Genomic DNA, 14,156 nt, shown 5'->3' with positions numbered 1-14,156 from the left:
GTTATTTTATTATCCCTGTTGTTTCTTTTAATCCAGAAATCGTCCGTCTTAAATTCCTGCCACCAAAATCCATTACTTTTACATCAATGAATTTTACCGACGAACTGGTGCAATGGTACCTTGAAAATAAACGCGACCTGCCCTGGAGAAACACTACCGATGCTTATACCATTTGGCTGTCTGAAATTATTTTACAGCAAACCCGTGTTGAGCAGGGTTTACCTTATTTTAACCGGTTTGTAGAAAAGTATCCTACAGTAAGCCATTTTGCTGCAGCGCATGAGGATGAGGTACTTAAGCTATGGCAAGGGCTTGGTTATTACTCCCGGGGGCGTAATATGCTTAAAACGGCGCGCCTTGTGCGGGAGGTATATGAGGGCGTGTTTCCGCGAAGTTATGATGAGCTGATTAAGTTGAAAGGTATTGGCGAATATACTGCCGCGGCTATAGCGTCGTTCTCGGCAAATGAGGCAAGGGCTGTTGTTGATGGTAATGTTTACCGGGTACTGGCCCGCTATTTTGGAATTTATGATGCTATTAACTCTACCGCCGGCAAAAAGGTATTTCAGAACATCGCAAACGATTTAATTAATACGAAAAATCCCGCACTGCATAACCAGGCCATGATGGAGTTTGGGGCTATGCTCTGCAAGCCCAAAAATCCGGCTTGCGGTACTTGCCCGGTACGTACCGGCTGCGTGGCGTTTATCAGCAATGCAACCGCTGCCTTACCGGTAAAACTAAAAACGGTTAAAGTTCGCGAGCGCTTTTTTAACTACTTTTTAATTACTGATGGTAACACTGTATTGATGAATAAAAGGGGCGATAAGGATATCTGGGCCAACATGTTCGATTTACCAATGGTTGAAACCTCCTCTTTATTGACTGCCGGCGAACTGGTAAAACTACCAGAGGTGGCAGCGATTTTTGGCGACGGCGCTGCCATAAATATCATAGAAGATACCCCCCTATTGAAACACATTCTTACCCACCAGCGATTATTTGTGAGGATGATTAAAACTATTAGCACCCCCCAAATGTTAAATAAAAACTGGATATATATACCCATAGTCGATTTGCATGAATTGGCGCTTCCAAAGGTTGTTTTTATATTATTAAAAAATATTTTTAATTTGTAAATAATTTTTCAGTACTTTATACCATGTCTGGAATAAATAAAGTTATCCTTGTTGGCCATTTAGGCAAGGATCCCGAGTTGCGAACATTAGATGGCGGGGTTGCTGTAACAAGTTTCCCCTTGGCTACTTCTGAAACCTTTAATAAGGACGGGCGCAAGGTTGAACAAACCGAATGGCATAATATTGTTATGTGGCGTGGCCTTGCTGAAATGGCGGCGAAGTTTTTACAAAAAGGTAAATTGGTTTACATTGAAGGTAAACTGCGCACCCGCTCGTTCGAGGATAGGGATGGGGTTAAAAAATACACCACCGAAGTAGTTGCCGAGAATTTCACCATGCTTGGTAGAAAGAGCGATTTTGATCCCGATCTTACCAAACATGTTGCAAAACCAGGCGAAACATTCAATTATATTGAAGGGGAAGATAACGTTAACGGTTATTAAAGTATAACACGTTTTTTAAATAACGATAATTGGATACTCCTTGCTATTAAGCAAGGGGTATTTTTTTGCGCTTTTTACTAATGGGGTGTGGATTGGAATTGTATTTTATACTTATATTCAGCACATAAAACCTTACCATTAATATTATGAAGTTTTTAAAGAGCCTCCTCTTCGCTTGCCTGCTACCGGTCATGTTGCTGGCGCAAACTACCACCGATATTAAGGAGTTTGATAAATATGTGCAACAGGCCGTTACTGATTGGCATGTGCCTGGTTTGGCTATAGCTGTTGTAAAGGATGGCCAGGTGATATTTGCTAAAGGCTATGGTCTGCGCGAGTTGGGCAAACCGGGCAACGTTGATACACAAACCATTTTTGGTATTGCATCTACAACAAAGGCGCTAACGGCCGCCTGCGCCGCCATGCTGGTTGATGAGGGTAAGCTGCACTGGAGCGATAAGGTTACAGATTACCTGCCCGATTTTCAGCTCTATGATTCCTATGTAACCCGTGAGCTTACCGTTAGCGACCTGTTTCTGCATGATAGCGGCGTTGGCAATACCGATTATTTATGGGGAACAATGAATATATCATCTGATGAGATCCTGCACCGGATGAGGCTGGTAAAGCCTCAGTATGGCTTTAGGGCGGGCTTTGTTTATCAGAATATATTTTACATGGCCGCTGGTAAGGTTATTGAAAAAGCCAGCGGCATGCCCTGGGAAACTTTTGTTCAGAAAAGAATTTTTACGCCTTTGAAAATGACACGCACGGTGCCTGTTTTTTCAAAATCCAAAGGTATGCCTAATCAAACGGCGGCTCATGTTAAAGTTGACAGCGCCATTATTGTAGTTGAAAAAGATATGACAGATGCCATCGCCCCGGCGGGCGGTGTATGGTCATGCGTGGATGATATGGCCAAATGGGTTAACTGTATGCTGGATAGCAGCAAGTACGGCAATCAGCGTTTGCTGAAACCTGAAAGCTGGGCCAAGTTGCTTAAGCCGCAAACATTTGTATCGCAGGAAGAATTTTATCCAACCGCCCGCATTACCCAACCGCATTGGATCACTTATGGCATGGGTTGGTTTCAGCAGGATTATAAGGGGCAAAAGATTGATTTTCATACCGGGAGCCTTGGCGGCTTGGTAGCTATTAACGGCATGATAGTAGACAAAAAGATAGGCGTATATGTATTGGCCAATCTTGATCATGCAGAAGTGCGCCACGCGCTGATGTTTAAAGCCTTTGATTATTTCGCGTTGGGTGGCGATAGGGATTGGAGCAGGGAATTTCAAACCCTTTACAGCGGATTGCGGGCGAAAGGAGAAAAAGCCGAAAAGGATTACGAAGCAAAAAGGGTAATTGGTACGCACCCAACTTTGGATATAAAATCCTATGCGGGTACCTATACCGATCCGCTTTATGGTTCGGTGGTGATCGTCGCAACCGGGGATAAGTTAAGCCTGGATATAAACAAGTTCCTTAGTGCCGAAGCCACCTGTTGGAACTACGATACCTTTAGGGGTCCATATGCCCGCAAGGAGTACGGCAAAGTAACGGCGACATTTAGTATTGATGAATTTGGTAAAGTGAGCACGGTAAATGTTGACGGATTAACGTTTACAAAGCAGTAGGGCAAGTATTGTTTTCGGGCCGGAAAACGTGTTGCAAAATAATTCATTAGGGGTAGCCTCTGCGAGGCAAAGGTAAATGCCCTGCGTTTTCTACAAACAGGTAGCACCTAACGGTGCAGAGCTGCCTTTTATTGGGGTATAAACAGTAAGTCACCCTAAAAAATAGATTTTTTTGATTGGTTGGCTAAAATGAAGCCCCCCTTAAAATCTGCGTATTTATTTTATACTTTTCTTCAGCACTATAAAATAGCCCAGTATAAAAACAACTACGGCTACCGCCATGCTTACAAAAACATCTTTGGTAAAAATATCTATTTGGATTCCCTTTGCCGGATTATCACCACCATGTAACATCGTAGCTATAGCTACCATAGGGTGCGAATATGGAAAAAGATAACAATACTCCCAGTGTTTAGTTGCGAGGATAACGCCTGTAATTGTGCAAACAAAACCTATCCCCATCGGCTTTAAAAAATCGGCCCAAAGCAGGCTGAGCAAAAACTGGATGGAAAGTATGCCCAATGACGATAAAAATAGCTTTAAATATACTTGCCCAAGCTCCTTTTCCATATGGTAATTATCAAACCTTAAGTCGGGCTTTACCACACTTAACAAATTGCCAAAGCCTATGGTGAACAGCACAAACAGCGCGAGCGTTAAAAATATCAGGAATACCGCATATGAAAACTTAGCGCCATATACCACCCAACGCGAAATTGGTAAACTAAACAGGCTTTTCCAGGTATCAGCCTTATGCTCTATACTATTTACCGAGTAGGCTATAAAAATGGTGAACATGGGTAATAACAACGACCCCATGATGCCTAATATAGCACCCGCAAATTGCAACCATAATGTAATGGGTGGCATACCGGTTAGCTTTTCGCTTTTAACATAAAAGCCTACAAAAAGTAATAGACATATAAACAAAGGCAATAATATGGCCGCCCAAAAACCCAGCGTTTTGCGGCTCTTGTAAAACTCCGAGCGGAACGATAATATAAATCCATTCATGGGGTTCAGGCTTTTTGGGTAATATCTAAAAACAATCGCTCCAGATCTTTTTGTTGCTTGCCAATACTGTATACAGCATGACCATTGCGGTTTAGTAAGGAGTTGATCTCGGCAGTTTTTTGTTTGCTGCTGTAAGGTACATACAAGTAGTTATCGGTAACATCGGTTACGGTAAAATGATTGCGGGTAAGCAAATTAGCGGCATCAACTGTATTATCTGCTTCAATACATACCTGCGGCTGGCTCAATGCCTGCAATTCATTTATACTGCCCTGAAAAAGCAATTCCCCATTGTTAATGATGCCTACATGTGTAGCCATCCGCTCCACCTCGGCCAGTAAATGGCTCGATATAAATACGGTTTTTTTATATTGCTTTACCAGTTTAATAAGTAACTCGCGTACTTCTATAATACCGTTAGGGTCAAGGCCATTGGTAGGTTCATCCAGTATAAGCAGTTTAGGATCAGCAAGCAGGGCCAGCGCAATACCCAGGCGCTGTTTCATCCCCAATGAATACTGACCTGCCTTTTTATCGCCAGCGTCGGTAAGCTGCACAAGCGCCAGCATATCATCAACCCGTTTTACAGGAACACGTAATAACAGGGCACGATTAAGTAAATTTTCTTTTCCGGTAAGATGCTGGTAAATGGCTGGCTGCTCAATAAGTGAGCCTATTTGGGATAATATATTGATGCGGTGATGTTGAATATCCTGTTCAAATATGTGGATGCTGCCGCTTTGTACTTTCAGCAGGTTTAACAGGAGTTTGATGGTGGTGGTTTTCCCGGCACCATTTGGGCCAAGAAAACCGTATATGCTTCCCTCAGGAACTTGTAGACTTAGCGATTTAACAACTTGCTGATCGCCAAAGTTGAAAGATAAGTCCTGGGTACTAATTACCATACATTGTAACTTTTTGCTATAGAGCAAACGGTTTTAACAAGGCTTACACCTTTGTAAAACAATGAAGTAGCATGCACAGCTGAAGCACCCATCATTGATGATTCCTTTTTTTGTTCAAACTGATAGCTTACACCTAAAATAAGGGCAAACATTACAGGTATCAATAACATGATAAAAGGATTTGAATTTTTGATAAGCGTTTTCATTGCGAGTGATTTGATAGAACAAAGAAATACTTATTTCTTCACCCGCTAAAAAGTATTAGACCAACACACGGAGTTTATAGATGAACGGCTTTTTACCCACTTTAAGTGGTTCATCGATTGTAAAGGCCAGTTCATCGACAAAATAAATTACTATATATAAATAACCCCCCATATAACAATCAAAACATTAAATTACATGCCATTATCACTGGTATATAAAGGTATTTTCAAAATAGCATGCAGGACTCTATTTCAACTGATAAACAAACCCGTATTATAAAAGCAGCCTGGCATATTTTCTGGCATTTACTTTTTTGGCTGGCCATGATCTCATTCTTCGTTTTCCTGGCAAGCATGAATGACCATTTAAATACCAGGCAACTGCTGATTATATTTTTATTATACCCCGCAATTAATATCAGCTTGTTTTACCTCAACTTTCTGATCTACATTCCACAATTTCTTGATAAAAAACGATACTGGGCTTATGCCTTTGTTATACTCATCACCATTATTGTTTATGGTGTTAGCAAATATGGCGTAGGTCTGCTTTTTAAGGATGTTGTACTCACCCGGATGAAAGGCCAGGTAATTAGTTTTACCGCCTATTTCTTTAGCACGGTTTTTGCCAGTTTGATATTTGTTTTCCTGAGTACGGTACTCAAGTTTACAACAGACTGGTTTATGAACGAACGCATTCAGCGCGACTTGGAAAATCAAAGGCTAAGCGCCGAACTGGCTTTCCTTAAATCGCAAATAAACCCGCACTTCTTATTCAACTCGTTAAACAGCATTTATTCGCTCGCCTACCAGCGATCTGAAACTACCCCCGAAGCCATCCTGAAGTTATCAGAAATTATGCGCTATATGCTGTATGAGTGCAATGATAATAAGGTTGATTTAACTAAAGAGCTCCAATACCTGCAAAACTATATCGACCTGCAAAAAATCCGCTTTGGTAACAAAGCGTTTATTGATTTTAAGGTGATGGGAGATGTAACTAACCAGCAAATTGTTCCCTTACTCCTTATTGCTTTTATAGAGAACGCCTTTAAGCACGGTGTGGCTAATGATGTGATGACGCCAATTAAACTGCTCATCAATGTTGAAGAATGTAAGCTTCACTTTTACATTCAGAATAAAAAGCATACCCATAACCGTGATGCCATAGGCGGCATAGGCTTAACTAATGTGCAAAGGCGGCTCAATTTGCTCTACCCCGGAAAATACACTTTAAATATAAGGGATGAGGCAGACACCTATACTTGCGAATTATCTATAATTTTATAAGATAATAACCAAACCTATGAACCAGTTAAAAAGCACCTTACTTTTCCTGTTTTTAGTAGTATGCGGATACCATGCTTCAGCCCAAAACGACCCCAAGCTTACCGAAGTATGGGATCCCGAACCTGCTGTTGTATTACCGGGCGCTGGTAATAAAGCGCCATCAGATGCTATTATTTTGTTTGATGGGAAAAATCTTAACGAGTGGACCAATCAGAAAGGAATGCCGCCGGGCTGGACCATCAAAGATGGCATCCTCACCGTTAAACCGGGCAGCGGCTCCATCATCACCAAAAGAAACTTTGCCGATTGCCAGCTGCACATTGAATGGCGCACACCAGCAATAGTTAAAGGTGAGGGCCAGGAGCGTGGCAACAGCGGTGTAATTATGCAAAGCCGGTACGAACTGCAGATATTGGATAGTTATAAAAACCGCACCTACTCCAACGGGCAGGCAGGTTCTATTTACAAACAGCATGTGCCCCTGGTTAATGCCTCCCTTAAACCCGGCGAATGGCAAAAATATGATATCATTTACACCGCGCCCCGTTTTAACCTCGATAGTTCGCTTAAAACACCGGCCTATATTACCGTATTGCACAATGGCGTATTGGTACAAAACCACGTAGCTATAAAAGGCACGGTAGCCCATGTTGGTCAGCCTAAATATACCAAGCATAATTTTGCCCAGCCTTTATTGTTGCAGGAGCATGAATTCCCGGTATCGTTCCGTAACATCTGGATCAGGGAGATCAATGTGCAAAAGCTATTTAACGGTAAGGATAAAAAAGGGTGGTACACGTTTTTAGATACTTTGGGTAAAAACAATGATATCCATAACAACTTTGCCGTTGAAAATGGCGTGGTACACGTAATGGGTAAGTATTTTGGGTACATGAGCACGCTTAAATCGTATTCCAATTATTACCTTAAAGTTGTATTTAAATGGGGAACCAAACAATATGCTCCCCGCCAAAAAGGGAAACGGGATAGCGGTGTGCTTTATCATTTTGGTGAAATGCAGAAAGATACCGTTTGGCCAAAATCATTGGAGTTCCAGGTGCAGGAAGAGGATTGCGGCGATATCTGGTGCGTACAGCATACCAATGTGGATTCGCCGAATAAATCAGAGATAGCCTGGGATCAGAAACACATTTTCCGCACAGCAAATTTCGAGAAACCGAATAGCGAATGGAATACCATTGAAATTATTTGCAATGGCAACCAAATTGAACATTATGTGAACGGGCATTTAGTTAACTGGGGCTTGGGCTCCATTTGGGAAGGGAAGATTTTGCTGCAATCAGAAGGGGCAGAGATTTTTTACAAGTCGGTGGAGTTAACACCATTTTAACAGGGATAAAAAAATTAATTATTAAATCATTTTAACACTTATTTTTACAGCATGATCAGATGCCTGGTAGTTGATGATGAGCCTTTAGCGCTGCATATATTGGAAGACTATATATCCAAAATGCCTTTTTTGCAATTGGTGAAAGCCACAACCAATCCTATTGAGGCCCTTACCCTGGTACAGGCGGGCGAAGCAGACCTGGTTTTTTTAGATGTTCAAATGCCCGAGCTTACCGGCATCCAGTTTTTAAAAATAGCCAACGGTAAGGCCAAAGTGATATTAACCACCGCCTACCCGCAGTATGCGCTTGAAGGCTATGAACTTGATGTAGTTGATTACCTGCTAAAGCCAATAGCTTTTGACAGGTTCTTTAAATCGGTACAAAAAGCGCAAACCATTATACAGCCGGTAACCAAAACCGTTATACAGGCCGAACCCGCGCAACAGGATGATTTTTCTACAGATTTTATTTTCGTAAAAACCGAGCATAAAATACAAAAGGTTTACCTGCACGATATTTTGTTTATTGAAGGCCTGAAGGATTACATTTCCATATTTACCCCGGCCGAGCGTATCATTACCCTGCAGGGAATGAAAAAAATGGAAGATGCCCTGCCCGAAAAGCATTTTGTAAGGGTACATAAATCATACATCGTAGCCCTCAATAAAATTGACAGCATCGAACGCAGTCGTATCCAGATAGGTGAGAAGATTATCCCGGTTGGCGATACTTATCGTGATGAATTTTTCAAGATTATTGATGATAAGAATGTTTAGCCCCTACCCCCCTGAAAGGGGGAACTATGGTGATTATGGTTAGCCCTCGGGCATAAAACAAGCAATCCCCAACTTGCAGAGTTTCTCTGTTAAGTTGGGGATTGCTTCGTACCTCGCAATGACGCGATGCTGAGACCTACTCCACTTCCACTGTAACCTTTTCGCCTATTTGCTGGCGCCACATGGCGTAGTAAAGGCCTTTTTGAGCTATCAGGTCAAGATGCCTGCCTTGTTCAATTATACGGCCTTTTTCAAGCACGTAAATACAATCGGCATGCATAATGGTTGATAAGCGGTGGGCAATCAGGATAGTGATATGATTTTCCTGCTCTGATACGTTGCGGATAGTTTCTGTGATCTCTTCTTCGGTAATTGAATCCAGGGATGAAGTAGCCTCATCAAACACCAGGATATCGGGCTTACGTAACAACGCACGGGCTATAGAAAGGCGTTGCTTTTCTCCGCCGGATACTTTTACACCACCTTCACCAATCACTGTGCTCAAACCTTTATCAGCACGGGCCAGCAATGTTTGGCAGGCAGCACGCTGCAATACATTCATACACTCCTCATCAGTAGCATTTGGCCTAACAAACAGCAGGTTCTCGCGGATTGTTCCCGAAAACAGCTGCGTATCCTGAGTTACAAAGCCTATCTTTTCGCGCAGCTGATCAAGATCAATCTCTTTGCTTAAAATATTATTGTATAAAATATCACCTTCCAACGGTTGATATAAACCTACCAATAACTTCACCAGCGTAGTTTTCCCCGAACCCGACGGACCAACAAAAGCGATAGTTTCGCCGGTATTGGTTTCAAAACTGATATGGTTTAGCGCGTTGCGGTTGGCGGTTAAGTGTTTAAAGGTAACATCGCTAAAGGTTAGGGTGTTTACTTTTTCAAGCAATACAGGCCTCTCCGGCTTTTTATCAATCGGTGTGCTTAATATTCCTTTAAAATTACCTAAAGAAACTTCTGCTTCGCGCCATGAAAGAATCACGTTACCTAACTCCTGCAATGGATTAAACAGAAAGAATGAGTAAAACAAAAAGCTAAAATACTGTCCCGGCGATATAGTGGTCTTGAATATCAGCAGCAATAGCACAACCACCATTACACTACGTACAAAGTTGACCGTTGTACCCTGCACAAAACTCATGCTGCGCACGTATTTCACTTTCTTTAGTTCCAGATCGAGGATCTTGTAAGTAGTATTATTTAGTCTTTCTATTTCCTGCTTGGCAAGCCCAAGGCTTTTTACCAGCTCTATATTCCTTAATGATTCGGTAGTTGAGCCTGCAAGTGCAGTAGTTTCAGAAACTATCTTTTTTTGGATAGTTTTAATTTTACGGCTCATGGCCATACTCACAAAAGTGATAATGGGTATGGCTGCAAAATAAACCAGCGTTACCTGGTAACTAACACTTACCGAGTACACGATAACAAATACCATCCCGATAAGGGATACAAACAATATGCTGATAAAGGCTGTAATAAACTTTTCGCAATCCAACCTCACCTTTTGCAATATGCCCAGGGTTTCGCCGCTGCGCTGATCCTCAAAAACCTGGTAAGGCAGCTCAAGCGAATGGCGCAAACCATCAGCATACATGGCAGCACCTACCTTTTGGGTAATAATGTTGGTAAAATAATCCTGGAAATTTTTTGCTATGCGCGATACCATCGCTACGCCAATAGCCGCCCCAACCAGCAATAATACCTGGTGCAGGTATTGCTCATACTGAAGGCTGCTCCGTTTTTCAATAACACGATCAACAATACGACCGGTTATCCATGGATCAAGCAATGAAAATCCAATATTCATGGCCGCAAGAAATAGCGCCATAACCACTATCCAGCGGTGTTTTTTTAAATAAGAAAGTAGTATATTCATGTTTCGGCAGTAAAAATAAAAAAAGGGAATGGCTAAGTAGCTCATTCCCTTTTAATTTGACATAAGGTTAATATTAAACCGTCATGATATCTTTTTCTTTGGCTTCTGAAAGCTGATCAACCTTAATAATATAAGCATCGGTCAGTTTTTGAATTTCGGCTTCGCCTACTTTTATCTCATCTTCAGATACACCTTCAGTTTTTAATTTTTTGATTTTTTCGTTGGCATCTTTACGGATGTTACGAACAGCTATTTTACCGGTTTCGGCTTCAGCTTTTGCTTTTTTAACCAGGTCACGACGACGCTCTTCGGTTAAAGGCGGTACGTTGATACGGATGATGATACCATCATTTTGTGGGTTAACGCCAAGATTAGCTTCTTTTATAGCTTTTTCAATAAGTGGTAGTAATGATTTTTCCCATGGTTGTACTATAATAGTACGCGCATCAGGAGTGTTTACGCTACCAACCTGGCTTAGTGGCGTTGCTGTGCCATAGTAATCAACCATAACATCATCCAGCATAGATGGATTGGCTTTACCGGCACGTATTTTATTTAATTCGCTGTCAGCATGATCAATGGCTCTATCCATGGATGCCTTTGCATCAGTTACTTGTTTTTTAATGAGTTCGCTCATCGGGTTTTAATTTTTCACAAAAATAATAAAATCTATCATTTTACCGCCACCGGATGTATTAATCACTTAGTACTGGTTGAGGTTTGCCAATTAACGTAAATATTATCCGTATGTTTTTGATAATAAATGCAAAATAACTTTTTTTAACACTTGAAATGTCGATTTGTATTTATATTAGTATAAACCTGTTACAGCAATGAAAAAAGTATTCCTATTTATTATGCTGGTCACTTGTGCGGGCCACATAATGGCACAAACTTTAAACCAGCCTCTTTTAGGTAATAAAAAATACTGGAGCCCCTATTTAAAACCTAAAACTGGTGATGATTTGTTTAAGATAGCTCCTGTACTGCCCAAGTCAGATCAGCTTTTATTAAATGATTTGACAATAACCAAAACAATACCGGCTATTGCAGACGCCACGCAGATGAAATATAATATGCCAATAGCTAAGGTTTCAAGTAATGACAGGATGCCTGTAGTGCAAACCGATGAGCCGGGCGTTCATTATACCATGCTTGTTAAGCGATACGGCTTACTTAAACCGGATAGTTTGGCTAAGATAATTCCTTAATCAGGAGTTGCCAGTCAGCTTCCTTTACTTTGGCCGATATAACTTCTTTCTCTTTACGCTTTTCAACCACAGCTTCAAAGCTTTTCTCGTAGTCGGGATGGTTGGTATTCATCAGCCTGTCCCAGATATTAAAATACAGCCCGTAGTTGCATTTAACCAGGCGATGATGCATGTTATGATGGGTAGATGTATTGTGCCATTTAAACAGCTTATGACTTGCAAATCCTTTAGGAAAAAGTTCGAAGCCCAGGTGGCCGGTAACATTCAGCAACAAAGAATAAAGCGAAAACAAAGTTAAAGCGGTACCATGATAGGGTATGGTGAACGCTATCAATGGAACTATACCAATTTCAATAACAGCCTCAAGAGGATGGAACGCGTATGCAGCGAATGGCGTAGGGTTTGTTGACAGGTGATGGGTTTTATGCACCAGCTTAAACAGTGGCTTCCAATGCATGGCACGGTGGGTCCAGTAAAAGTAGGTATCGTGCATAAATATCATCAACACAATACTGAAAATGTAATAGCCATAGCCGCGATCGCTTATGCTGGGGTAAATGCGGGTATAACCTGCATTACTGGCAAAAATAACTCCCATGATCACCAGGCCAAAAATGATGATCGTAATAAAAGAGTTCACGATCTCGCGAATCACGTGTTTATTTTCGGGATAACGTTGCTGAATTTTGGCGCGCCAGATGGCCTTGTTCTTCCAAACGTAAAACACCAGGTAAAAAGACCCTGCAAATAACAGGTAGCGAAAGGCCAGCCGAAGTAAAACGTTCGATATCGTGATTAACTGCTCTATGTGGAAATCATCAAACATGGCTTTAAATTATATATCCATTTACCTGATATTAAACGCTTATTGAGCCAGGATTATATGCCATATTAAAAATCCTTATTCAGCACTTTTTCCAACTCGGCAAAGCTGATATTCATTTTTACACGCCCTTGTTTGGCGTAAGATATTTCGCCGGTTTCTTCGGATATGATAATGGCTGTTGCCTCGTTAGCCTCGGTTACACCTATACCCGCACGATGGCGTAACCCAAACTGCGCAGGCAGATCTGTTTTTTCGGTAAGTGGTAAAATGCAGCTTGCCGATTTAATTTTATTCTCAGATATCACTACAGCACCATCATGCAGCGGACTTGTTTTTTGAAAGATACTTTCCAAAAGGCGTTTAGAAATCCTGGCCTCCACCACCTCGCAGCTGTTTTGGTAAAACTGTTCATCGTAATATTTAGCAAACACAATGAGCGCGCCGGTACGGGTTTGCTTCATGCTTTTACAGGCATCAATAATCGGTTTTATACGGGCGAAGTTATTCTTCTCCACTTCCTTTTTACCAAAAAAATATTGCCACCATGCTTTATTGCGCTGTAACGATGCGTTTTTACCCACGAGCAGCAAAAAGCGCCGCACTTCCTGCTGAAAAACCACAATAACGGCAATGATCCCCACATCAACAAACTTGCCTAATATGGCGGTAAGCAATTTCATGTGCAATTGATTAACCACCAAATTCATGGCAAATATCACCGCGAAACCAATAAAAATGTTGGCCGCTATGGTACCCCTAATAAGATTATAGAGTTGGTAAATGATGAAGGCAACCAAAACCACATCCACTATATCGAATACGGTGATCTTTGGAAAGTTGAGGAAAAAGGAATGCATTTACGAAGTTAACAAGTTTCGGGAAGTTAAGAAGCAGTTATTTATTACCTAAATAAGGGCCCCCAACCTCACCCCAGCCCCATCTGGGCATTGGAGCATCAATTGCTTCTGCTGTTTCATCCAACCTGGAATTAATAACCGCAATGCGGGTGCCCCATTCCAGATAGGCCAAAAAAGCCGAACGAAATTCAGGATCATCAGGAAGCAATAGCTCATCGGCAGTTTGCAGCAACAGTTCCATCCAGCGCTTACGATGCGCTTCGGTGAGGTATTTTTGCAAATGTTTGCTTATCATAATGAAGTGGCTCCCTTCCTCCGCGCTGTACAGTTTGGGTCCGCCTAAAACTTCGGCTACAAAATGCGCCACATGTAGCCGGTGATGGGCCGACATGTGTTTAAATACAGGCTCCAGCAGTTCATCGGCTAAAACCTTATCGTAAAACTTATTAAAAAGCGTTTCGAATACCTTCATCCCACCTGCCCACTCAAAAAGTGTAGGAATGTGTTTATTATGAGTTGCCATATCCTTGTCTGGTTAATTCATAATAAAGATAAATGAGATCAACCGATATGCGCCAACAAATTTTAAATAAGATGAATGATTGT

Annotated in this window: 15 protein-coding genes; 7 read left to right on the top strand and 8 right to left on the bottom strand. The window is 41.6% G+C overall.

What is annotated here, in order from left to right; translation table 11 throughout:
* The first annotated feature begins 86 nt into the window (after positions 1-86).
* From mutY to AC1DYB_RS23200, 3 genes are all read left to right on the top strand, one after another.
* Complete coding sequence (gene mutY / locus AC1DYB_RS23210; RefSeq protein ID WP_477438396.1) at positions 87-1,139, top strand: A/G-specific adenine glycosylase; 1,053 nt, start codon at positions 87-89, stop codon at positions 1,137-1,139.
* Positions 1,140-1,162: 23 nt separating this feature from the next.
* A complete protein-coding gene (locus tag AC1DYB_RS23205) occupies positions 1,163-1,582 on the top strand; it encodes a single-stranded DNA-binding protein (protein WP_477438394.1) in 420 nt (139 codons plus the stop codon).
* Between the two features lie 146 nt (positions 1,583-1,728).
* Positions 1,729-3,219, top strand: a complete 1,491-nt coding sequence (locus AC1DYB_RS23200; RefSeq protein ID WP_477438392.1) for a serine hydrolase — start codon at positions 1,729-1,731, stop codon at positions 3,217-3,219.
* Positions 3,220-3,435: 216 nt separating this feature from the next.
* Here the strand turns inward: AC1DYB_RS23200 and AC1DYB_RS23195 are convergent, their stop codons facing one another.
* Genes AC1DYB_RS23195 through AC1DYB_RS23185 form a run of 3 tightly spaced genes read right to left on the bottom strand, consistent with a single transcriptional unit; the run spans position 3,436 to position 5,344 of the window.
* A complete protein-coding gene (locus AC1DYB_RS23195) occupies positions 3,436-4,233 on the bottom strand; it encodes an ABC transporter permease (RefSeq protein WP_477438390.1) in 798 nt (265 codons plus the stop codon).
* A 5-nt stretch (positions 4,234-4,238) separates the two neighbouring features.
* Entirely contained in the window at positions 4,239-5,138 is a 900-nt protein-coding gene (locus tag AC1DYB_RS23190) for an ABC transporter ATP-binding protein (protein ID WP_477438388.1), read from the bottom strand.
* Positions 5,132-5,344: a hypothetical protein gene (locus tag AC1DYB_RS23185; protein WP_477438386.1), complete on the bottom strand. Its 213-nt coding sequence runs from the start codon at positions 5,342-5,344 to the stop codon at positions 5,132-5,134. Before AC1DYB_RS23185 ends, AC1DYB_RS23190 begins: the two co-directional genes overlap by 7 nt.
* Positions 5,345-5,581: 237 nt before the next feature.
* On the opposite strand from AC1DYB_RS23185, the gene AC1DYB_RS23180 reads away from it, so the two are divergent.
* Genes AC1DYB_RS23180 through AC1DYB_RS23170 form a run of 3 tightly spaced genes read left to right on the top strand, consistent with a single transcriptional unit; the run spans position 5,582 to position 8,762 of the window.
* Positions 5,582-6,634, top strand: coding sequence for a sensor histidine kinase (locus AC1DYB_RS23180; RefSeq protein ID WP_477438384.1), 1,053 nt, complete (start codon positions 5,582-5,584; stop codon positions 6,632-6,634).
* A 16-nt stretch (positions 6,635-6,650) separates the two neighbouring features.
* Complete coding sequence (locus AC1DYB_RS23175) at positions 6,651-7,985, top strand: 3-keto-disaccharide hydrolase (RefSeq protein ID WP_477438382.1); 1,335 nt, start codon at positions 6,651-6,653, stop codon at positions 7,983-7,985.
* A 51-nt stretch (positions 7,986-8,036) separates the two neighbouring features.
* Positions 8,037-8,762 (top strand): LytR/AlgR family response regulator transcription factor, encoded by a 726-nt coding sequence (locus tag AC1DYB_RS23170; protein WP_295716556.1) that lies wholly within the window; start codon positions 8,037-8,039, stop codon positions 8,760-8,762.
* Between the two features lie 136 nt (positions 8,763-8,898).
* Here the strand turns inward: AC1DYB_RS23170 and AC1DYB_RS23165 are convergent, their stop codons facing one another.
* Together AC1DYB_RS23165 and frr are read right to left on the bottom strand one after the other, a co-directional pair.
* A complete protein-coding gene (locus tag AC1DYB_RS23165; protein ID WP_295716557.1) occupies positions 8,899-10,656 on the bottom strand; it encodes an ABC transporter ATP-binding protein in 1,758 nt (585 codons plus the stop codon).
* Between the two features lie 73 nt (positions 10,657-10,729).
* Positions 10,730-11,293 carry a ribosome recycling factor gene (gene frr, locus AC1DYB_RS23160; protein WP_295716559.1) on the bottom strand — a complete coding sequence of 188 codons (564 nt, stop codon included), beginning with the start codon at positions 11,291-11,293 and terminating at the stop codon, positions 10,730-10,732.
* 196 nt (positions 11,294-11,489) lie between these two features.
* Here frr and AC1DYB_RS23155 point away from each other — a divergent pair, with 196 nt between their 5' ends.
* On the top strand, positions 11,490-11,867 hold the full coding sequence (locus tag AC1DYB_RS23155) for a hypothetical protein (protein WP_477438380.1): 378 nt from the start codon (positions 11,490-11,492) through the stop codon (positions 11,865-11,867).
* Here the strand turns inward: AC1DYB_RS23155 and AC1DYB_RS23150 are convergent.
* The 3 genes from AC1DYB_RS23150 to AC1DYB_RS23140 form a co-directional block, all read right to left on the bottom strand.
* On the bottom strand, positions 11,851-12,693 hold the full coding sequence (locus AC1DYB_RS23150) for a sterol desaturase family protein (RefSeq protein ID WP_477438378.1): 843 nt from the start codon (positions 12,691-12,693) through the stop codon (positions 11,851-11,853). The two genes, AC1DYB_RS23155 and AC1DYB_RS23150, sit on opposite strands and share 17 nt — an antisense overlap.
* A 65-nt stretch (positions 12,694-12,758) precedes the next feature.
* On the bottom strand, positions 12,759-13,550 hold the full coding sequence (gene cdaA, locus AC1DYB_RS23145; RefSeq protein WP_295716566.1) for a diadenylate cyclase CdaA: 792 nt from the start codon (positions 13,548-13,550) through the stop codon (positions 12,759-12,761).
* Between the two features lie 37 nt (positions 13,551-13,587).
* Positions 13,588-14,073: a group II truncated hemoglobin gene (locus AC1DYB_RS23140; RefSeq protein ID WP_477438376.1), complete on the bottom strand. Its 486-nt coding sequence runs from the start codon at positions 14,071-14,073 to the stop codon at positions 13,588-13,590.
* Positions 14,074-14,156 lie beyond the last annotated feature (83 nt).

The sequence above is a fragment of the Mucilaginibacter sp. P2_A4 genome, assembly GCF_056405015.1.
Note: the sequence above shows the minus strand (reverse complement) of the source record. Positions and strands in the feature narration are given on the sequence as shown.